Source organism: Chryseobacterium sp., assembly GCF_019236175.1.
Classification (GTDB): Bacteria; Bacteroidota; Bacteroidia; order Flavobacteriales; family Weeksellaceae; genus Chryseobacterium.
In genome coordinates this window covers 17,821-38,966 of sequence record NZ_JAFAJM010000006.1, presented here as the reverse complement: position 1 = coordinate 38,966, position 21,146 = coordinate 17,821, and the positions used below count along the sequence as shown (strand labels likewise).

Here is a 21,146-nt window from a genome sequence, read left to right as displayed (position 1 = left end):
TGTGTTTAAACGTTGTGGAGTTTTCTTTCGTAAAAAATAGAAATGGATACGGTAGCTATATAGAATAGAAGCAAAAATGCCAGTTCTTTGGCAATTCCGCCGATTCCGCTATTTCTTAAAATAATGTCGTAATAAGCATTCAGTCCCCAGTTCATGGGAGAGAATTTTGCTACGGTCTGCATAAATTCGGGCATCAGAAATACAGGCACCCAAATTCCTCCGATAGCGGCTAATACCACTACAGAAGTGGCTCCAAAAGGAGCAGACTGTTCCTGGGTATCTGCAATAGTTCCCAGTAAAACTCCAAAGCCTATGGCTGCAAGTCCTGCAAATAAGGTTACCGTAAGCAGCTGAGCCATTTTTCCGGAAACATCAAATGCCGGAAGATCCATATAAGGAAAAAGATAAACGCCTACTGCAACCATCAGTAAAAACTGAATGATACAAATGATAAGATAGGTACATGTTTTTCCTAAAATATGTACAAAATACGGAGTAGGACTTATTCTTGCCCTTACACTCGTTCCCTGGCTTTTTTCTTTGACAAGGTTAATAGATAAAGGAACTACAATGAAGAAGATGGCAAATAATGTCCAGGCCGGAACATTATGCTGAACAGAGTTTGGAATGACATCCATGGTCCCTTTTTTAGGGCTAATCTCTTTAAAGCTGATCAGGTTTTTATTTTCATCAAGATTTTCTGTAGTTCCGAGCTGATCCTGAAATGCTTTGTAAATCTTTTTATTTTCGATTTCAAAAACCATTTTGTTGACAGAGTTCATCACAGAATTTTTGAATCCGGCATTGGTGGCCGGGTCAAAATACAAATGAATCTCTTTGGTCTTGGAAACCGGCTTTTTAGTGGCCGTTGAATCACTTTCAAGCCCAAAAGAACTGACGATGGCCTGAACTTTTGAATCAATATTTGAATTTAAATCCTGGGTAAGATGCTCAGGAATAACGATAGCCATTTGATAATCTCCGGCAAACACCGCTTTCTGAGCTGATTTCTCATTGAAATTGGTGAGCAGCTGGAAGGTTTTGCTGTTTTCCAGCTCACCTTTTATATTTTTTGAAACCTCTGATTGATCATTGTCAATGAAGATAATAGGGATTTTTGAACCTTCAAGGTTTTTAAAAGTAGAATCCTGAATCAGGGTAATGGTGACAATCAAAAGTAGGGGCATCACGAAAATGATGACGATTCCTCCGATATCTCTTTTCAGAAGAAGAATTTCTTTAACAAAACTTCTCCACAGTTTATACAACAACATCTCTTAGTTCTTTTCCGGTTAATGAAATGAAAACATCCTCAAGGTTTTCAGCATGGGCAATCTGAGCTACGAGCTCTTCAGGAGTTCCCACAGCATGAATTCTTCCTCTGTCGATAATAGCGATTTTGGTACAGAATTCTTCCGCTTCAGAAAGGTGGTGAGAGGTATAAATAATACAGGTACCGTTTTTATTCAGTTCCTGTAAAAAATCAATAATCACTTTCTTTGACTGGACATCTACGCCTACGGTAGGCTCATCCAAAAATAAAACTTTAGGATTGTGAAGCGTTCCGGCGATAAGGTTGCAACGGCGTTTCATTCCTCCGGAAAACTGACCTACCTGCTTATCTGCGAATTTTGAAAGACCCATGATTTCCAGAGACTCATCGATTGCTTTTTTTAGTGTTCTGTGTTTTAAGCCATATAAACTTCCGAAAAACATGAGATTTTCCCGGGCGGTAAGGGTAGGATACAGAGCATATTCCTGAGGAACAATGCCAATGATCTGCCTGATTTTGAAATGATCTTTTTGTGGAGACATACCATTGATCTTAAACTGCCCTGAAGTAGGCTTGATTAATCCGGAGAGCATAGAAATCAGTGTGGTTTTTCCTGCGCCGTTGGGACCGAGAATTCCGTAGATCTCATTTTTATCAATAGTCAAGGAGATATCATTTACAGAAAACTCATCAGAATTTTTGTATTTTTTATATAAATTTTTAACCTCAATCATCGTGTCCGTCATATCAGATTGCATTTCTCAGTTTTTTATAGAAAGCTTCTTCCAGATCGGCTATATGAAGCATTGTTTTTGAAAGTTCCTGATAAATATTGCTTTTTGAGTTTCTGTTTTTATATACTCTGGCAATATCCACGGCAAAATCTCTCCAAAGATCTCCGATGGCTGTAATCTCTTTTGAAAGCTCTTTTAACTGGTCGTTTTTAAGGATGACAGAAGCTTCCTGAAGAAATGCGCCATAGATAAACCTGAATCCTCCGCCTCCGGTTCCTATTTCTTCCTGCATTCTGATCAGCTGGCCCAGATAATGATTGGTCACTTTGGAACCTTTTTTTTCAGCCCATTTCGGGATACTTCTGGCTACCCATCTCATGGCTTTAACTCCGATAAGAGGTACAGGAGCCAGCATATTTTTACAGGTATCTTTAATTCCTTTTTTAATGGCTTCTTCCAGATTGATATTTTCGGGAACATAAATAGGATAATACATATGTCCTTTCGGAGGAAGTGCTCCTTTAGCATATCTTACTTTTTCCAATTCCGATTCTGAAAGAGAAGTGACATAGTCCATTACCGGATCACTGATTAAAAAATTTCCTTCTTCTTTCCCATAAACAACAAGATTGTGGGCATTAAAATGGAATTTATATTCTTCCGGAAAATAGGTCAGATTAAAAACTCCTACCTGTAATCCTGTAGGAATATTTTGCTCAAGATTTCTTTCCAGGGCTTTTTGGGCATCTTTAGGATTTGAAAATTTTTCTCTTTTTATTTTAATTCCTAATCTTTTGGCTGCTTTGCTAAAAATAGCGCCGGGCATCGGGCGATAGCTGAAACCGGGGGCAAAATTCACTTTTAAAAAAGGAAGATATACAAAAAACAATCCGGAACCGATTCCGAAAATCATAGGTTCGCTTAGTTTGAGTCCTTTATTAAGCAGTAGATTAGAGGCAACACCGTTTTCGCAATGTGCAGTCTGATGGTGTTCAAAGTTTAATTTCATTTGCAGCTTGTATCTTTTTCATTGGGAAATGGAATCTGATTCCATTTATTTTCCATCGAAGTTTTTTAATTCATCTACTGAAATTCCAAATGCATCGGCATATTTTTTCAGTGTTGTTTCACTTAGTGTTTTAAATTTTCCGGGTTTAAAGTGTCTTTTCACTCTCCATTGCCACATCCCTACGTATGAAGCAAGAACAGGCAGGTCCATTTTATTCAGTTCCATAAAATAAACGATCGGACTGGCTATATTATTGGCTACATTTTGTTTTGCATCCTGAATTCTTTCATGAATAAGCTCCATGGATTCATCCAAAGCCGCTTTCTTTGCATCCCAGCCTGTGCTGTTGGCGGTAGTATAATTGTCATTTTCATCCGTTACATACAGAACCTCCGTCATATTGGCGGATTTAAGATTGCTTTCGTCTTGAGGTAGGTCTTGTTTTTTCATCTAAATAATATTATTTTTTAGATTCCAGATGAAAAATGGTTCACCTGTTTTGATTATTTTAATCAGGTGGCTAAAATAGTGAAAATACATTATATGTAAATCATATTAAATTCTGAGGAGTTATTGTGAGAGAAAAAGGGGTTATTTGGGATAAAATGCAGATTCATTTAAGATATATTATTGTATTTACTTCCGTTTGAAACCTGTGGAAATTTATAATCGGCTGAGCTTATATCATTTCCGGTTACCGGCAGGCTTTGAGTATTTATTTTTACAGCAGTTGTGATGGGCTCTATGTTTAACTAATGGGGTGGAATAGAATCTTAACTAACAATATTAGTATTTTTGTTATTCCTACTTGTAAGCAGTCGGCTGTAACAAGTATATCCTAGAATAAGACTAATGTTTAAGAAATTTGGATTGAAAAATTAATTAACAAATAACAACTATGAAGAAGTTTTTTATTTCTGTTTCGCTTTTCTGTATGCTGAGTGCAATGGCCCAGAAATTCGATACCCAAAAGCTGACGGATGCTCAGGGATACAACTATGAAACGGTAAAGAATGATCAGGCCGGTGTAAGAGTGTATACGCTGAAAAACGGACTGAAAGTATACCTTGCAAAAAATGAGGATGCTCCGAGAATCCAGACCTATATTCCTGTAAGGACAGGGTCAAATAATGACCCAAGTGATAATACAGGGCTGGCCCACTATCTGGAACATATGATTTTTAAAGGAACCTCGCATTTGGGAACCCAGGATTGGGTAAAGGAAAAGGCTTTGCTGCAACAGATCTCTGATCTTTATGAACAACACAAGGCTGAAAAAGACCCTGCTAAAAAGAAAGATCTTTATAAAAAAATCGATGAGGTTTCTCAGGAAGCTTCGAAATATGCGATTGCTAATGAATATGATAAAGTAATTTCTTCATTAGGAGCTACGGGAACGAATGCTCATACCTGGCTGGATGAAACAGTTTATAAAAATAATATTCCATCCAATGAGCTCGAAAAATGGCTTAAGATAGAGAAAGAGCGTTTTTCAGAACTGGTATTACGCCTTTTCCATACAGAGCTTGAAGCAGTATATGAAGAATATAACAGAGCGCAGGATAATGACGGACGCCTGGTTAATTATGCATTAATGGAAGCTCTTTTCCCTAAGCACCCGAACGGACAGCAAACAACTATCGGAACTTCGGAGCACTTAAAAAGCCCTTCAATGGTTGCAATCCATAAATATTTTGATACCTATTACGTTCCTAATAATATGGCCGTTGTAATGGTAGGTGATCTTGATTTTGACAAAACTATAAAATTAGTTGATCAATATTTCGGTTCTTTCAAATACAAAGAGCTTCCTATGAAGAAGATGGTGACAGAAGAACCGATGACTAAGATTGTCTCCAGAACTGTAAAAAGTCCTTCTACACCAAGAATGACCATGGCCTGGAGAACAGATTCTTACGGAAGTCAGGAAGCAAGACTGGCAGACATCGTTTCTGAAATTTTAAGCAACAGGGGAGATGCGGGATTAATTGACCTTAATATCAATCAGAAACAAAAGACCCTTGGAGCGGGCGCTTATGAATCTCCGTTTAAAATGTACGGAATGTTTGCTCTGGTAGTTACTCCTAAAGAAGGGCAGAGTTTTGATGAAGCCCAAAAACTATTGATGGATCAGCTGGATCTTGTGAAAAAAGGACAATTTCCGGACTGGATGCTTAAGGCGATCGTTAATGATAAGAAGGTTCAGCGTATGAAAGGCTGGGAAACGGCAGACGGGCTGGCTACAGAGCTTTATGGTGCTTATATCAAGGGAAGAACTTGGGAACAGGAGCTTGATGATATTAATCAGTATGAGAAGATCACAAAAACAGATGTTGTGAAATTTGCCAACGATTTTTTTAAAGATAATTATGTAGTCGTTTATAAAGAGAAAGGGGTGAATGATAAGCTTGTCCGTGTAGAAAACCCCGGGATTACACCGATTAAATTAAACAGAGAGGCTCAGTCTCCTTTCCTGAAAGATATTCTAAATACAAAAGTTGCAGAGATCAAACCTGAGTTTGTAGATTATAAAACAGCAATCCAGACTTCTCAGATCAAAGATAAGACGGTAAGCTTTGTAAAAAATAAATATAACGAAGTTGCACAGGTAAGCTATATTTTCCCTTTTGGAACAGACAATGATAAAGAGCTTTCTATTGCAGGAACTCTTTTCGGATATCTTGGGACAGATAAATACACACCGGAACAGTTGAAGGAAGAATTCTATAAACTTGGGATCACCACCAACATCAGAACTACCAATGATCAGATGGTTATTACTTTAACAGGTCTTGAAAGCAATATGAAAAAAGGGGTAGAGCTTATGAACCACTGGATGACAAATGTAAAAGCCGATAAAGCGGTTTATGATCAAACGGTGAAGACTATTTTAGAGGCAAGAGCTGTTGCTAAAAAGGATAAAACAAAAATCATGGCCGCTCTTACTAATTATGCTAAGTATGGTAAAGATTCAAGAATGACGGATATTGTTTCTAAAGACCGTCTTGAAAAGATTGATGTTGCCGAACTGATGAAAAAGGCAAAAACATTAACCCAATATCCTTACCAGATCCTTCTTTACGGACAAGATCAGGCAGGATTGGAAAAAGCAGTGAAACCTTATATCGTTAATACAAGCCTTCAGCCTGCAAAAGCTAAAGTATATACAGAGCCTGCTACCATAGGAAAAGTATACTTTACGAATTATGATATGGTACAGATGGAGATGTCTAAAGTAGCAAAAGGAAGTACGGTGAATCTTAGTAATTTCGGAAAAGCCAACGTTTTCAATGAATACTTCGGAAGGGGGCTTTCCTCTATTGTTTTTCAGGAAATCAGAGAAAGTAAATCTCTGGCTTATACTGCTTATGTCTCTTATGCTAATGCTTCGGAAAAAGGACTTGCCAATTATATTACCAATTATATAGGAACGCAGTCTAATAAACTTCCGCAGGCGGTAACTGCGATGAATGATTTGATGGAAGAATTGCCACAAATTCCGGCACAGTTTGAAAATGCGAAAGGTTCCGCATTAAAACAAATTGCTTCGAACAGAATCAACAGAACGAATATTTTCTTTAGCCAGCTGGCGCTGAAAAAGCTAGGAATTGATTATGATATCAGAAAGGATACCTACGCGGAAATTCAGGGTCTGACATTGCCTCAGCTTACAGGATTTTACAATACTGAAGTAAAACCTGTACAATACAATACGGCAATTATCGGAAAGAAAGAAAATCTGAATATGGAATCTATTCATAAAATGGGTGAGTTCCAGGAGGTGTCTCTTGAAGAGATCTTCGGATACTAATCTCTTTTTAGTCCATAATATGTAAAAAGTGAGGCGGAAACGCCTCACTTTTTTTATTAATAACATGAGCTTACCTCTGATCATGAATGTTTCACGGATTTGTATAATGTTTCACGTGAAATGCATCGGATTGATATATTTTTTATCAGAATTAACAGTGCTTTTTTAAGTGGTTAAGTTGTTGTTTTTTAGATGTTTATTTTATTTGTGTTCAGTGGCTGTCCTGTATGTTTTACGGATTTTTCAATAAAAAATAATATCAATTCCGGGATTCATTTGCTTATTTTTAAACTCAAAATAAGTATCATAAGAAGAAAAAAGCTGCACAGAATGTACAGCTTTTATTATTTTAAATTGAATGTAATTTATACTTAAGATTTTACCTCCTGAATAAACAGGTTTATATCTGCCCTGATCAGTAGTTCATCGTTATTGAACGTCTCACAGAAGATATGACAGATATTTTCAAACTGTGAAACAAGGGATGCTTTTGAGATAATGGTATCACCTACGTTGGGAAGAGCAAAGATCTCGATTTTTTTGATATGGGTAATAAAACCGATCACTCTGGTATCTGCTTCCGGATTTTCAAAGAAACTTTGCCCCAGAATAGAAGAACAGGTTTGTGCCAGATTTTCAATCAGGCCGGCTTCCACAAATTCATTCCGGTGAACAAAGATATTATCTTCTTTTATTTCAAAGGAAGTCACAACTTTTTCTTCCGTTAATTCCAGAATGTAATCTGCCATCAGCATGGGATCACGATGAGGTAAAAAATTGTGTATATTGATAATATGTTCTTCCCTGATTTCCATTAGGCTTATTTTACGGCAGTTTTCATTTGAGATTTTGCAATCACCTCACCATTCAGTCTGGTGATAATATCTACGAGTGTTACTCCCATTACTTCATTAAGAATAGTGACCTCGGAGGTGAGATGGTCTCCTGTTTTAGGCAGAGTTTCCGCCTCGAAGGACTTAATGGCTCCAATATATCCTGTAGGAGCATCCTTTCCGGATAAATAATATTTATAACCGGTGTGTAGTGCTACGCTTTGTGCCTGATGTTCAATTATTCCTGAAGCCTGAAAGTTTCCGTCCTGTACAAAAAGGTTGTCTTCTTTTATTTCAAATGCAGAAATAAGATGATTTTCAGAATATTCTGTAAGCCCGTGTACCATTACAAAGGGGAATCTTTGTGGAATAAGACCTTCAATAAAGTCCTGATCAGATGTGGGGAGTCTGTTTTCCATTAGCAGACAGTTAATAATGCACAAGAATAGGCAAATCTTCCGCTTTCAGGAACACAAAGAAGCACTTTTTCTCCTTTTTTTAATGTTCCGGAATTCATCAGTTCCTCCAAAGCAACAAAAATAGAACCTGCACCAATATTTCCAACGTCAGAAAGGTTATAGAACCATTTCTCCGCAGGAAAGTCCATTCCTTTTTTAGCAAATTCTTCTTTCAGTCCATCTTTAAAATAACCGGAAGAAATATGGGCCAGTACATGGTCTATTTTGTCAGGATCCAGCTGATGCTTGTCAAAAGAAGCTCTTAAGCTTTCAGCACCTTTTACCAGAATGTATTTATCCAGAATTTTAGTGTCCTGTTTTATTGCGAAGATTGATTGCTTCAGCCATTCATCTGAAGGGTAATCTGCCCATGATTTTAGACTTCCGTCTTCCTGTTTTTCGCATCCTGCATACATACATGCCTCGATTTCGTGAGCATAAGAATAAAAATCTATAAATTCAATTCTTAAAGAAGTGCTGTTTTCTCTGGGTTTATTTTCTAACAGAAAAGAACCTGCGCCGTCAGAAAGCATCCATCTTAGGAATTCTCTTTTGAATGCAATGATAGGTCTTTCTTCCAGTAATATTAGATTTTCGGCTTCGTGATTAAATTTGTCTGCAGTCATCCATGCAGACATTCTTTCGGAGCCGGCACATACTGCATTTTGCTGTACACCGGCTTTTACAGAAAGGAAACCGTAATTAAGTGCATTCATTCCGGAATTGCAAAGACCTGTTGAGGTATTGATCTCAATAGATTTTCCAATGTTCAGCTCACCATGAACCATGGAGGCATGGGAAGGCTGAATCTGGTCCGGAGAAGTAGTTCCTACAGATAATAATTTCATATCTTCCTTTTTGAAATTTTCGTCAAAAAGTCCTTCAATTGCTTTTGCGGTAAGCTGCGCATTGGTATGCGTAGGGTTTCCTTCTTTATCCAGAGCGTAATATCTTGTGGTGATTTTATTATTTCTTAAAATAAGTGATTTCGCTTTAGATCGCGCATCATTGATCAGCCCGAGATAAGTTTCCATTTCATCATTCGATACCGGCTCATTAGGTAAGAACTTTGATGCTTTTGTTATAAATACGTCGTACATTCTATTTTAAATTAATTCCTTGTAAATATCTTTTTTGCTTTTGTCTTTTAAACCAAAATATAGGGGTTGTAAGGAGGTGCAAAACCAACACGACAGGTGAGATAATCCATATCGCAGCCATCAAATATACCTTAAAGAATTTTATTAGCAATGGGCGTTTTTCTTTTTTCTTTATAATCAGATTAGACCACACGGTGAAAATTTTATTTCCAACCTTCTCAACCCGCACCAGGAACGGGCGAATTTCTATGGCTCCGTTTTTAACAAGATCCGGCTGTAGCTGCCCCAGGTCGTTATTTCTAAAGTGGTTCTCAATGATTTTCCCATATTTTACAGAGCCTGTAATTTCTTCATCCGAAATACCGGCAGCAGGAAGCATCCCTGATTTTTCTTTCTGTCCCGTGGTCAGCCACCGTAAAATAGTCAGCACACTGGTGTAATTGTCATGTCTGTCTACCAGTGCTATATTTCCTACAAGTTTTGCTTTAAGATCCTTTAAATATACTTTCAGTTTTTCCTGAGAAAGCATCCACATATTTCTGGTTCCTGAAATGGTTACAACCGGAGTGTCTCTCAGGATATTCTCTGCATAGCCACTTTTCAGAAAGGAGATGATAGGGATGGATGGTGTGAGATACCATACCTGATATCCAAACAGAATGAGATCATACTTTTTATTCAGTACTTCTTCTGATGGTGGCAGAATTTCTTTTGGAATCTGTAGATAAGATTCCGGAAAAGTGTTGAAAAAAACATCTCCCGGCCAGGGAAAAGGAAAGTCTTCCTTTAGCTGTATATTATAATAGGTGATATCATATTCTTCCTTTTTGGCTTCAAAAGGCTTGGCGATGTTTCGTACAATCTCCTCCAGTTGACCGGTCTGAGAATAGTATATGACAAGTATATTTTTTTTCATTACTGTTTATTAGCGTTTACAAAAATATGTTTTTCATATTTATTATGAGACTTTAAATACTTTTAATGATTCAGAACTGAATTTTAATGAATGGTTTTGGCTTAACAACGGAGTATTTTGAGTATTAACAAAAATGATGGTGTCAGGTGAAATCCGGATGTCATTCATGTTGAAGTCCGGATCTGAAATAATAAGTACATCAATGTCTTTATTCACTTCCGTAAAGTCTTTAATATAATGCAGTTTTCTTTTTTTAACCAGATAACTGTGTGCTGCGGTTTCTCTTTTCTCGTCATCTTTAATAATGCTGAATATTCTTCTGCCTGCCTGATAAAGAGTCAGAAGAGCATCTTTCTGCCCGAAATCATTGGCAATATGAAGAATGTTAGCATCTTTGGGAATATGTTTATTCAGTTCGAAGTAGACAGATTTATGGGTGTTGAAATCTTCTTTTACTTCTTTTACCACATCACTGTTTTTGTATAAATAACTTAAAAACAGTTTCTTTTTAAAATAATTTTCATCTTCAAGCGTTTCACGTAGTCGGGCAAACTCATCTCTGAAATAGGCATTGATTTTTTTTGTTCTTTCAGAATAATTTTTTCCGAAGCTGATATCGTCTTTACTAATTCTGTCGCCTATTTTTACCGTAATGCTTCCATCGTAAATAATAAAATCTCCTTTGGGTAATACCTCAGAGTTTCCGTGAATATAAATAGGAAGAATATCCAGATTAAATTGTTCTGCAAGATAGAATGCTCCCTTGTGAAACCTTTTAATGTCATTGGTGTAAGATCGTTCTGCTTCAGGAAAAACAACAAGTGAGTAGCCTTGTGCCACTTTTTCTTTCAGTTTATCCATCCCGTTTTCAATACCCTGAGATACAGGAAAGAATCCCAGTGCTCTTACCAGTTTCCCGAAAATAGGGGATTGATATACCCAGTCGTTGACCAGATAGATGATTTTATGAGTCGTCATTGCAATAGCTAATGTATCCAGAAATGACGTATGATTGGCAATGATAACGGCAGGTTTGCTGAAGTCTTCTTCCGGATTTATGATAATCCTTTTCTTAACGAAAGGATTTGAATACAATACCGAGGTTAAAAATTTTGCAAGAATCAGTTTAATAATATTGAGTGTTCTACCCCTGGAATTTTTAACAAAGAAGCTTCCGAACGCTGAAAATAAAAAGCCTCCCACTCCGTAATATAAAAATGAAAGAAGTGAATTGGCAAGCAACCTGAAGGTAATCGGGGAGAGTCCTTTTTTTGCTCTGTTTGTAATCAGTAGCCTAAACCAGAACGGGTATAATGTTGAGGTAATGATGATTACCGAGAACATTCCGATCAGAGCCACCAATGCTAAAGAATGGAGAGCAGGATGTCTGGCAAAGATCAAAGAGCCGATGGAAAGAATGGTGGTGAAAACAGCCAGGATAATTGAAATTCTATAGGTAGGAAGTTCGTTTTTACCGGAAGTGTGTTCTTTTTGCATTGCCTGAGTCAGGAAAATACTGAAGTCATCACCTACCCCGAAGACTAATGTACAGACTACCGTACTGAAGATGTTGAGTTCTAGCCCCAGGAAATATAAAATCCCTGCTGTTACAACTCCCGTTAATACTATGGGAAACATAGTCAGTACAGTCAGTTCAAAGTTTCTGAAGAAGACAATAATTGTTAAAATGATAGCCAGCAGAGAATAATTAATCAGTGTATTAAAATCTCTTTTCAGTAATCCCAGAAAGTTTTCATTCATTTGCTGACGGTCGATAGCAATTGCATCATGTTTCTTTTCAATGTCTTTGATAAAGGAATCTCTTTTTGTTTCATCCACCTTCACGACATTGGATACTGTGTAAAAACCGTTTTCATTACTCAGAAACTCAGAAATCTGCAGAGCTTTTACTTTTTTGTAGTCTTTCAGCGGTAACGCGGAATAATTTTTATTCAGAACATCATTGAAATTATCAAAAGCTGCGCTGTTGAATCCGAACTTGTTTCCATTGGTGATAAGCTCGGAAATGGTCTGTTGTTTTTTATGGGTATCCCAAAAAGCCTTCCATTCATTAATTTTCTTTTGCTGATCTTTTTCAGAAAGCACAATACTTCCGATGGAATTATAACTTAATATTTTCCCTTCTTTCTTTTCTTTTTCAAGAAAATCTGTCAGTTGTGAATTTCTGGTTAGAGCTTCTTCTTCAGAATTTCCGTAAGAAATAGTATAGATAGACTTGGATGTGATATCTGAAAGCTTTTGTAGCTTAGCTTCGCTGAGTTTTAATTCTTTCGGAATGTAGTTCAGGTCCCCGATGTCTTCGTTGAATTTTACATGTCTGAATCCAAATAAACAGGCCAGAATAATTACAGAACAGCCAATAATCAGGGGTTTGTTTTTTTCGTAGGGATAAGAGCCGATCCTATCAATGAAATTTGTGCTGTGTTTTTCACTTGTTTCCTTAGGTTTATAGAGCTGCGGAACAATAATCAATGCTGTGACAGAAGATAAAATCACGGTAATGGCTGCAAAAAGCCCCAGATCTTTTAATGCTTCAGAGCGTACAAAAACCAGGCAGAGAAAAGAAACCGCAGTAGTAGCACTGCTTAAAACAATTGGTTGGGTAATCTCTTTATAAAGTTCTTCAATATTGTTATTGTGCTTATAATGAGTAAGAATATGCAGGGCATAATCAATAGTAATTCCGATAAGAATGGCTCCTACACTTAATGAGATTGCTGAGATTTTATCTTTAATGAAATATAGAATCAGTAAAGCCAGTAAAACGGAAAATACAGTAGGAAGAAAAACGATCACAGGTGTGAAGAAATTCCTGAAATAATAAATCAGTAAGATTAACAGAACGGTCATGGAGATGACTACCGTATTCTGAATATCTTTCTTGATCTGTTTGGCATTGGCCACAGCAATTACAGGGGAACCGAAATAACTGATTTCTGTTTTGCCTCTGAACTCTTTGTTGATGTTCTCTTTTATTAAATTTAATCCGTCAATAAAAGCCTCATTAGATTTGGTATCATTACTTTTATTTTTAGGGTCTATAAATAATAATAGATTTTTTCCGTCTTTGGTAACAATATAGCTGTCTTCAAGTTTGAAGTCTTTACTGATGTTGAGGGCATTCAGTTTTTTTATTCCCAGAAAAGTTAATCCAAGAGGATCTTTTTTGATGAAATTTTTAGTGACAAGACTCGTTGGTGAGACCAGAGAAATATAATTATTTTCTACCTGTTGGGCAATGCTGTCCTTCTGAAGTTTTCTTTCAATTTCTTTATAATCATTTTCATTCAGGAATAAAGGCAGGTTTTGATTGACAAAATCAAACGTTTCGGAAATTTCATTATCATTTACCTTTCCCTGTACAGAACCGATGTATTTTTTCAAAGGCTCAATCTTTTGCAGGAAGGAGTCCGCTGTTTCAGAAAGCTGAAAGCTGTCATCACCGGATTTGTTCTGTATGATAACAATAATCTTGTCTGAGAAGTTTAACTGTTTGAGAACTTTTGCTGTAAGATCAGATTTTTCATTTTTGGGAATGATCTGATTGATATCCTCTTCAAAGTTGATTTTTGAAGCAAAAAAGATACACATTACAGCGATCCCTAATGCAATAAATACAGAAAGGATTTTGTTTCTGGAAATAAGATAATATAAAAATATAAAAAAACGATGCATTACATTATAAAGTCAAGTCTGCAAATTTAAATTTTTAAGTATTAGTTCAAAATAGTTTAGGGGTAAGTTTTGGCTGAAAATCAATAAAATATTCTAGCAGGAATGAAAAAAAAATCTACTTTTGCAAAAGTTCCCTTTTGATAAAATGTATTTTAAAACAAAAAACTTCTTGAGTAAGAAATTGAGATTTTGATATGTTTAAAAAAATTGATGAAAAAATAAACGGACTTTTATTGGTCATAATTTTCCCTTTCCTGCTTTTCGCTATGGCATACTACGGGTTTGAAACTTCGTATGTTTTGTGGATAAAATCTGCAGAAAAGGCTCCGGATTTTATGTTTACTTCCGTATATGCTTACCGGGTGATTCCAAATTTTCTCAGTGTGCACGTGACGGAGATTTTCACGTATGTTGTTGAAAATTATACTCCTTTTCTGAAAAAAACATTGTCAAAAAGCGGATCTTATTTTTATCATAGCACCTTTCTCATCAATGCTTTCTTTTTTATTCTATCATCTATTATTTTAGATAAAATCTTACAACTGAAATCAGCAGGGTTGCTGTTAAATTCCAGAGTCAGAATGTTGGTTCATCTGTTGGCGGTTTTTCTGATTGTAATCGTTCAGTATGTTCCGACCAATTGTGATCTTATTGCTATTTTCTTTTACCTGTGGGGTATTTTTCTTAGCTTACAATATTTTCATAAAAGAGAGACCATGAGTTTAATTACTTTGTGTATAGTGATTTTTGTTTCAACATTCGTAAGGGAAACGGCCTGCCTGAATATTGCTTTTTTTGCCGCCGTATTTTTTGATTGGAATACATTTAAAAATAAAGACTACAGGTCTGTAAGAGATATTTTCTTTGTTTTCGCTGCATTTTGTGTGGCTTATATAGGCTTGAGGCTGAGCATCTCTCAGAAGTCTTCTTTTTTTGAGGGGATCTATTTTCTTAAAAACTTTACAAGTTTTTATAATCTGGCAGGGTTGCTTTTTGGGATTATAGGATTTTATTTTAGTTATATACTGTGCAGCGAATCCGGCTCTAAACTTGTTTTTAAAAAATTTCTTTTCTTTTCGTTACCTTACCTTGCCATGATTACAATGGTAGGCCTTTTTTGGGAAACAAGATTGTTTTTACCCTTAATTCTTACAGGAATTGTGATCGCTTCACATCAGTTTAAAAATTTTATACCGAATCAATGAGTTTATTGCATCCATATTATATAATCGCCATTGTTTATATGCTGTTTTTCAGTATTCAGGAAGTCTTTGGCAGAAAGGTGGAAAAGAAGTGGTTCTGGTTTCTAGGGGTTTATCTGATTCTTATTGCGGGTCTTCGTGATAATGTAGGGCCTGATTATGGAAGTTATCGGGGAATTTATATTTATTCTGATACAAAAAGTTATCTAAGTATTATTATGAAAGCCCTTCATATGGAAGGACCTGAGCATTTGGATGTGGAATGGCTCTATACGTTGATAAATAAGATTTTACTTAACGTCTTTGACGCACCTTTTTATATGCTTACCCTGGTCATTGCTATTTTTGCAGTATTCTTCAAAGTAGAATATACAGATGATAATACATTCTATCCCTTTACTTTTACATTGTTGATTTTTATTCCCGGATTTTTTATTGGTGAAAGCGGACAGATCAGGCAGAATTTAGGGACCTTTATGGTGTATTTTGCCATACGGTATATTAAAGAACGAAAATTCTGGCATTACCTTTTCTTTATATTACTGGCAGCCGGAATACATAGTGTCAGTTATTTGTTTTTACCAATGTACTGGCTTGTTCGCATTCCGTTGAATAAGATTACCATGCTGATACTGATTATTACCTCGATATTTTTATCTCCGTTTGAAGTATACAGAACTTTTGGAAGTTTTCTGGATGGTGTCGCCGGAAGTACGATGCTGGTGGAAGGGTTTAACGGGTATATGGATGAATCTATTCAGAGGCTGAACGGCGGTTTTGGAATTCCCGAAGCCATGATGGCTATTCTGACTTTTTTCCTGTTTGCTTTTGATACCAAAATGAAAGAGCTCTATCCTTATTATGAATATCATAGAGCCTATGCTGTTATCGGGATTTGCTTTTATTTTATCTTTAGAAATAATCCTATCTTTTCATCAAGATTGGCCGGAGCGTTTATCGGATTCTCCTATTTGCTGATTCCTAATGCTATGTATGTAGTTTCAGCCAATGTTAAAAGAATGATTTATGCATTTATTATAGCGCTTACTATTTTCAATTTTGTAGTTTTCTCCGCTTTCAATAATATAAAAGCAGGAAGATTTACTATTGATTTATATAAAAATTATTTACTTCCATAGTGTTGTCTTATTTTTTTACAAAAAGCTTATTAACATTAAAAATATAAAATAAAAAGTGGTATTAATGCCACTTTTTTCTTTTGGTGTATTTTTTGATCGTGTTAATTTTAAATTATTGATTTTTTATTCATAAAGCGATTGAATTGAACTATTTGGTGTTAGTTCGGTTTATGTTGTGTTTGTTTATGAAAACGTAGCGTATTTTATATTAAAGGTGTAAAGGTGTGCTGGTGTTTGTATAAATATCAGTAAGATGAAAAAATCAGTGTTTAAAACGTTAGTGGCAATGATTTGCCTAGTGTTGATATGTATAGGCTCTGTTTATGGTATAGAGCTTAAAAAACGGGAGGTTAGGGTTGAGAAACTTCACAAAAATTATACGGATACGATTGCCGTTATCTCTCGGTCAAAGGATGGAAATACCCGCAATTCTGATCACTTCCGTATAAAGCGGGATAAGAAAGCGATGCATGTAGGCTTTTCAGACTACAAAAATAATCAGAAGGTCAGCAGAAAGATTTATGATGATGGAAGAGACTGGACAAAAGCTCCTAATAGTTATTTTTTTGATCCAAGTCAGAATAATGAAGGTTTGTATGTTCCTGTAAAGAAGGCATATGTCATGTGGCTGCAGGATAAAATCCTCGGAGGTTCGGGAATTCCTGCCGGAAAAGTTACGGCAGATGTTCTTTGGGAAGATAATCCGGGGCTGATAAAGTCAGGTGTAGGATATGTCCTGGAAATAATAGATTCCGGAGAAAATGCTAAAATAAAAGTCCCCATTAATAAATCTAAAGAAGGAAATGCTGTTGTTGCTTTGAAAATTAATGATGAAGTCTTCTGGTCATGGCATATTTGGGTAACGGATACTCCTGAGAATGGTTCAACTTACAAAAGTTTTACCGGAGTATCAAGACAACGGACGAACGGAGTTACAGAGAAGATTCCGGACGCCGAATGGAAGTGGATGGACAGGAATCTGGGTGCTCTCGGCAATTCAATCACATCCGCAGAATGGAATAAAAACGGAGGTTTGCTTTATCAATGGGGAAGAAAAGATCCTATTCCGCCACTGGCTTTAAAAGGGAATGATTTTTATGAAGTTTCCGGATCAATAGGAAGAGTAAGACACAGAGATGCTAAAAATTTTACAGGGGCTGTGAAAATTGATGATCTTAGAAAATTTGTACTGCTTTCCAATGCTGAAGTAGGTAATAATATCAGGCTGTCTGTCAAAAATCCGCTAAGCCTTATTTATGTTAATAAAGACGATAACTCAGGGCCTGCTTATTATAATAACAATACAGCGCTGATGGTCAACTGGTTCGGAAAATCAGCTTCCATCCCGGATGCACAGCTTTCTGAGCTGAATTTATGGTCAGATAATTCTCAGGGAAAAATTGATGTTAATTATAATGATGACGGAAATGCAAGACCCTACAGGGATAAATCTTCCTATGACCCCTGTCCGAATGGTTGGCGAATTCCTTCAGTACTGGTAGCCAATCTGGCATCTCAAACTTATATAGATGATGTAAGAATAGACTTTTCACCCTTTGGAGTGAGAACAAATATGAGTAAAAATACTTTTGAGACTAATAAATATCATATAATCAAGCCAACGGATGCCAATACTCCGGATTATATGAAGGGGTTTAAATTATATGCCAACACAGGGTTTGATTTGTCCAGTGTGAATGGTTTGAATATGGGTGTGTTTCCGGGGACGGGGCAATTGGGGCTTACGGTTCATTTAGGACAATATACAGATCAGCACCATACCGGTTTGTGGACGGCAACTATGGCCAAGCATTTCGATAATACGCCGGTAGTTGGAGCAAGAACACTTTTTATGGTTCCAGATAAAGATCAGCCGGATATTCCTGATGCTGCTTTTCCCGCTATCAAAGGCAGGTACTGGTATATGCCCTTAGCAACCGGAGAAACTTCGGGAGCTAATGCATGCCGGTGTATAAAAGATCCTTTATATGTGCTGGATAATTATGACTTTCCCACGGAATATTTACCTCCTGTTGTTGAATTCAGAGAGGGAATGAATAATCCGAATACCTATCAGATTGTAAAAAGCGCAACAGCCACTACTCTTGAGATTCCTGTAAACAAGGCATTCTCTGTTCAAAGTGAAATTTTAAATAATAGAGATATTCTTTCTCCGCTGAATTTTAATAATTTAAAAGCTAACGTTCTCTGGAGTACAAATTCAGGCCTGATAAGTAAAATAACAATTCCTAATGCTTCGCCAGGTTCACTTTCCGGAATTTCAAATACTAAAATTGTTGTTGTGGTTACCCCCAATCAAAGTGGAAATGCAGTAGTAACTTTGCATAACGGAAGTATTGCAAATCCTGTTTATTGGAGCTGGCATATTTGGGTTACGGATACTCCGGTCGCTTCCATTTCTTACACCACCGAACTGCCGAATACGGATGCTGTGAATTACGTAAATTATGTTGATAAAGGATCAGGTCCATTGCAGACAGAGTTTATGGACCGGAACCTTGGTGCTACCGATGCTTTTCCGTTAATTGCCAATCCGTTAACTCCTACCGCGGCAGAACTGTCAAAAATTCGGGCTTCAACAGGAATGCACTATCAATGGGGAAGAAAAGATCCGATTCCCACTTTTCAGTATGCTGATAACAGAGCTTCTTATAATATATTTTTAGGAAGTACAGCGGCAGACGGAACGGTAAGCTATACGACCCTGACCTCGGCAACTTATAATAATTTCCCCGGAAACTATATTGTGCCGTTTAATACCTATACAAATGCTGCCAATGCCAATGTGGTGACTTCAGATAAAATTGCAGATAAAATTTCAAAAGTTTTAACTTATTCTGTACGAAATCCTTTGGTATACATGATTCCGAGTACTTTTGCTCCTTTTAACAGTGCTGCTCCCAATTTTACAAACGGAACAGACTGGCTGGCCAATGAACCTAATCTGGCGCCCGACAGATGGGGAAGAGCAACTAAAAAATCACCTTTTGATCCGTGTCCTGACGGATGGAGAATTCCGGATGTCATAGGGACTGCCATTACAGCGAATCAGGATTTTGGAATTTCCCCGTGGTATAAAAAAGATAAAAATGTAGCAACGTCGTATAGTATACTTACAGATTATTTAGGGACACGGGTAAGAAATCCCAGTACGACAACTACAATTGGATATACCTTTGATGACCGGTCATACAGAATCGGGACATATCCGAATTCAGGCTCGCGAGGATTCAGAAGTGTGACCGGTAATCAAAGCGCAGCAGGAAATTATAATGTTATTAATTTCCAATATCCCGGAATCTGGACGGGAGCTCTGCTTTCAAATTACATAGGAAGGCCCATTGGTGTTCTGTGGGATGCGGCTTCTTCCACAAACCGGATGATTGCTTTTCATGATAATAATGATCCTTATTTCGGAATGAATTGCAGATGTGTAAAAATGAAATCTGATGCCAATGGTAATGAATCAGGGCCTATTCCTAAAGATCAGGTCACGGTTTCATCTGCATTGACAAGGGAGTTGATAACTTTTCGTGAAGAAGAGGTTAATGAAAAAAAATAAATGTGCGGGAGCAGAACTGAAAATATGCCGGTTCCATATGGGGCCGGCTTTATGGTTGTGTATTGTAGGCTGAACATGTCATTCACTCTTAAACAATGATCATGAATTAATCCTGTTAAAAAAAAGAAATATATGCTTATGAATATTTGTAAATTCATAATTTTAGGACTTATAAAAAATGAGCAGCAGCCAGTTTTCCAGGTTGTTTCTTTTTACAGGTTTTAAAAATACACTATGAGGTTAGAGAAATTTATACACTGTTTTAATATTAAGATCTTTATTTATTTTCTTATTGCAGTTACTGCCATTTATACTCTCGCTTTTACCTATATCTATAATTTTAAAGATGACGGATATATTCTCGCAGACTGGCTGATCAATTATGAAGACGGCGGGTTTAAAAGAAGAGGGCTTTCCGGAAGTTTTTTCTTTATTTTACAGGATCTTACAGGACTGAGGCTTAATTATATTGTTTACTTTTTTCAATTTTTAATTATTGCCGGATTCTTCTGGTACTATACAAAGCTGATCCGGTATAAGGTAACGGACTTTCTTTATCTGTCATTGTTGATGTCTGCTATAGGTTTTATCGGATTATTAAATACGGTAACCTATGTAGGAAAAAAAGAATTCATTGTCTTTCTGTTGTTTACTTATTTTGTTTACTTACTGGATCATGATAAACTTTCCAAAACAAAAGAGTATATTTTTTGCGTATTGCTTTGTATCAGTACATTATTGCATGAGGTGACACTCTTTTATATTCCTTATTTTGCCATTGCACTTTATTTAAAAAGAGGAAAGCTGGAGTATGCCGGATATATAAAATATTTTATAGCCGCTGGAGTACCGGCTGTGCTGATTATCCTTTTTGGTAAAAATGTCAATGAGGGTATGTCTCTGGAGATTTTAAATAAAAGAGGAGTACACCCTACCTATGGTATTTTTTATTGGAGTATTGATGAAAGACAATATATAAAGGAACATGCCAAAGAATATAGACTTTATTTTGTAAGTCTGGCAATAAGTGTTTTTCATATAGGGTATTATTTCAAATATCTAAATAACCGAAAGATTTTATCTATTTTGTTGATCGGTGCACTTTTGTTTTCATTACCACTCTTTTATCTGGCTATAGACTGGGGAAGGTGGATGTATATCCATATGATGCTTATGATTGTGCTTTTTGCTTTAGTGCTGAGGAATGGGCGCTCAATTTATGTTTATGAACCCATCATGGTCAACAAGAAGTTTTACGTGGTGCTAAGTATCATAATCTTCTCATTACTATATAGAGTGGAGATGTCAGGATGGGGTTTTACATTCGAAGGAATCCTTTACAGGGTCTTTGTTGCCCCTTTAGAATTGCTAAATAAAATTTGATTATAAAAA

At 36.5% G+C, this 21,146-nt stretch carries 14 protein-coding genes; 5 read left to right on the top strand and 9 right to left on the bottom strand.

Annotated elements, in window-relative coordinates; all coding sequences use genetic code 11:
• Window positions 1-5: 5 nt before the first annotated feature.
• The 4 genes from JO178_RS05905 to JO178_RS05890 are packed head-to-tail and all read right to left on the bottom strand — an operon-like array spanning window position 6 to window position 3,466.
• On the bottom strand, window positions 6-1,274 hold the full coding sequence (locus JO178_RS05905; RefSeq protein WP_291933045.1) for an ABC transporter permease: 1,269 nt from the start codon (window positions 1,272-1,274) through the stop codon (window positions 6-8).
• A complete protein-coding gene (locus JO178_RS05900) occupies window positions 1,261-2,031 on the bottom strand; it encodes an ABC transporter ATP-binding protein (protein ID WP_291933043.1) in 771 nt (256 codons plus the stop codon). Before JO178_RS05900 ends, JO178_RS05905 begins: the two co-directional genes overlap by 14 nt.
• The gene (locus tag JO178_RS05895; RefSeq protein WP_291933042.1) at window positions 2,021-3,016 is read right to left on the bottom strand and encodes a BtrH N-terminal domain-containing protein; all 996 of its coding nucleotides are present in this window, start codon (window positions 3,014-3,016) and stop codon (window positions 2,021-2,023) included. The genes JO178_RS05900 and JO178_RS05895 overlap by 11 nt, the downstream gene beginning before the upstream one ends.
• A gap of 45 nt (window positions 3,017-3,061) precedes the next feature.
• Complete coding sequence (locus JO178_RS05890) at window positions 3,062-3,466, bottom strand: hypothetical protein (RefSeq protein WP_291933040.1); 405 nt, start codon at window positions 3,464-3,466, stop codon at window positions 3,062-3,064.
• A gap of 448 nt (window positions 3,467-3,914) precedes the next feature.
• Between JO178_RS05890 and JO178_RS05885 the strand changes: the two genes are divergently transcribed.
• Window positions 3,915-6,827, top strand: a complete 2,913-nt coding sequence (locus JO178_RS05885) for a M16 family metallopeptidase (protein WP_291933038.1) — start codon at window positions 3,915-3,917, stop codon at window positions 6,825-6,827.
• A 371-nt stretch (window positions 6,828-7,198) separates the two neighbouring features.
• On the opposite strand, the gene JO178_RS05880 is transcribed toward JO178_RS05885, so the two are convergent.
• The 5 genes from JO178_RS05880 to JO178_RS05860 are packed head-to-tail and all read right to left on the bottom strand — an operon-like array spanning window position 7,199 to window position 13,830.
• Window positions 7,199-7,642, bottom strand: coding sequence for an ABC transporter permease (locus JO178_RS05880; protein WP_291933036.1), 444 nt, complete (start codon window positions 7,640-7,642; stop codon window positions 7,199-7,201).
• Window positions 7,643-7,647: 5 nt separating this feature from the next.
• Window positions 7,648-8,079 (bottom strand): hypothetical protein, encoded by a 432-nt coding sequence (locus tag JO178_RS05875; protein WP_291933034.1) that lies wholly within the window; start codon window positions 8,077-8,079, stop codon window positions 7,648-7,650.
• Complete coding sequence (locus JO178_RS05870; RefSeq protein WP_291933032.1) at window positions 8,079-9,218, bottom strand: beta-ketoacyl-ACP synthase III; 1,140 nt, start codon at window positions 9,216-9,218, stop codon at window positions 8,079-8,081. The genes JO178_RS05875 and JO178_RS05870 overlap by 1 nt, the downstream gene beginning before the upstream one ends.
• Before the next feature lies 1 nt (window position 9,219).
• Window positions 9,220-10,134, bottom strand: coding sequence for a dialkylrecorsinol condensing enzyme DarA (locus tag JO178_RS05865; RefSeq protein ID WP_291933031.1), 915 nt, complete (start codon window positions 10,132-10,134; stop codon window positions 9,220-9,222).
• A gap of 42 nt (window positions 10,135-10,176) precedes the next feature.
• Window positions 10,177-13,830: an MMPL family transporter gene (locus JO178_RS05860; protein WP_291933029.1), complete on the bottom strand. Its 3,654-nt coding sequence runs from the start codon at window positions 13,828-13,830 to the stop codon at window positions 10,177-10,179.
• Between the two features lie 194 nt (window positions 13,831-14,024).
• Here JO178_RS05860 and JO178_RS05855 point away from each other — a divergent pair, with 194 nt between their 5' ends.
• The 4 genes from JO178_RS05855 (at window position 14,025) to JO178_RS05840 (ending at window position 21,137) form a co-directional block, all read left to right on the top strand.
• Window positions 14,025-15,035: a hypothetical protein gene (locus JO178_RS05855; RefSeq protein WP_291933027.1), complete on the top strand. Its 1,011-nt coding sequence runs from the start codon at window positions 14,025-14,027 to the stop codon at window positions 15,033-15,035.
• A complete protein-coding gene (locus JO178_RS05850) occupies window positions 15,032-16,171 on the top strand; it encodes an EpsG family protein (RefSeq protein ID WP_291933026.1) in 1,140 nt (379 codons plus the stop codon). Before JO178_RS05855 ends, JO178_RS05850 begins: the two co-directional genes overlap by 4 nt.
• 253 nt (window positions 16,172-16,424) lie before the next feature.
• Window positions 16,425-19,754 (top strand): hypothetical protein, encoded by a 3,330-nt coding sequence (locus JO178_RS05845; protein ID WP_291933025.1) that lies wholly within the window; start codon window positions 16,425-16,427, stop codon window positions 19,752-19,754.
• Between the two features lie 234 nt (window positions 19,755-19,988).
• On the top strand, window positions 19,989-21,137 hold the full coding sequence (locus JO178_RS05840) for a hypothetical protein (RefSeq protein ID WP_291933024.1): 1,149 nt from the start codon (window positions 19,989-19,991) through the stop codon (window positions 21,135-21,137).
• Window positions 21,138-21,146 lie beyond the last annotated feature (9 nt).

Excerpts from the sequence above, each read along its gene's own strand:
- JO178_RS05845 (WP_291933025.1), top strand. The coding sequence starts at position 16,425 with ATGAAAAAATCAGTGTTTAAAACGTTAGTGGCAATGATTTGCCTAGTG.
- JO178_RS05905 (WP_291933045.1), bottom strand. The coding sequence starts at position 1,274 with ATGTTGTTGTATAAACTGTGGAGAAGTTTTGTTAAAGAAATTCTTCTT.
- JO178_RS05840 (WP_291933024.1), top strand. The coding sequence starts at position 19,989 with ATGAGGTTAGAGAAATTTATACACTGTTTTAATATTAAGATCTTTATT.
- JO178_RS05875 (WP_291933034.1), bottom strand. The coding sequence starts at position 8,079 with ATGGAAAACAGACTCCCCACATCTGATCAGGACTTTATTGAAGGTCTT.
- JO178_RS05870 (WP_291933032.1), bottom strand. The coding sequence starts at position 9,218 with ATGTACGACGTATTTATAACAAAAGCATCAAAGTTCTTACCTAATGAG.
- JO178_RS05855 (WP_291933027.1), top strand. The coding sequence starts at position 14,025 with ATGTTTAAAAAAATTGATGAAAAAATAAACGGACTTTTATTGGTCATA.
- JO178_RS05850 (WP_291933026.1), top strand. The coding sequence starts at position 15,032 with ATGAGTTTATTGCATCCATATTATATAATCGCCATTGTTTATATGCTG.
- JO178_RS05880 (WP_291933036.1), bottom strand. The coding sequence starts at position 7,642 with ATGGAAATCAGGGAAGAACATATTATCAATATACACAATTTTTTACCT.
- JO178_RS05895 (WP_291933042.1), bottom strand. The coding sequence starts at position 3,016 with ATGAAATTAAACTTTGAACACCATCAGACTGCACATTGCGAAAACGGT.
- JO178_RS05890 (WP_291933040.1), bottom strand. The coding sequence starts at position 3,466 with ATGAAAAAACAAGACCTACCTCAAGACGAAAGCAATCTTAAATCCGCC.
- JO178_RS05900 (WP_291933043.1), bottom strand. The coding sequence starts at position 2,031 with ATGCAATCTGATATGACGGACACGATGATTGAGGTTAAAAATTTATAT.
- JO178_RS05860 (WP_291933029.1), bottom strand. The coding sequence starts at position 13,830 with ATGCATCGTTTTTTTATATTTTTATATTATCTTATTTCCAGAAACAAA.
- JO178_RS05865 (WP_291933031.1), bottom strand. The coding sequence starts at position 10,134 with ATGAAAAAAAATATACTTGTCATATACTATTCTCAGACCGGTCAACTG.
- JO178_RS05885 (WP_291933038.1), top strand. The coding sequence starts at position 3,915 with ATGAAGAAGTTTTTTATTTCTGTTTCGCTTTTCTGTATGCTGAGTGCA.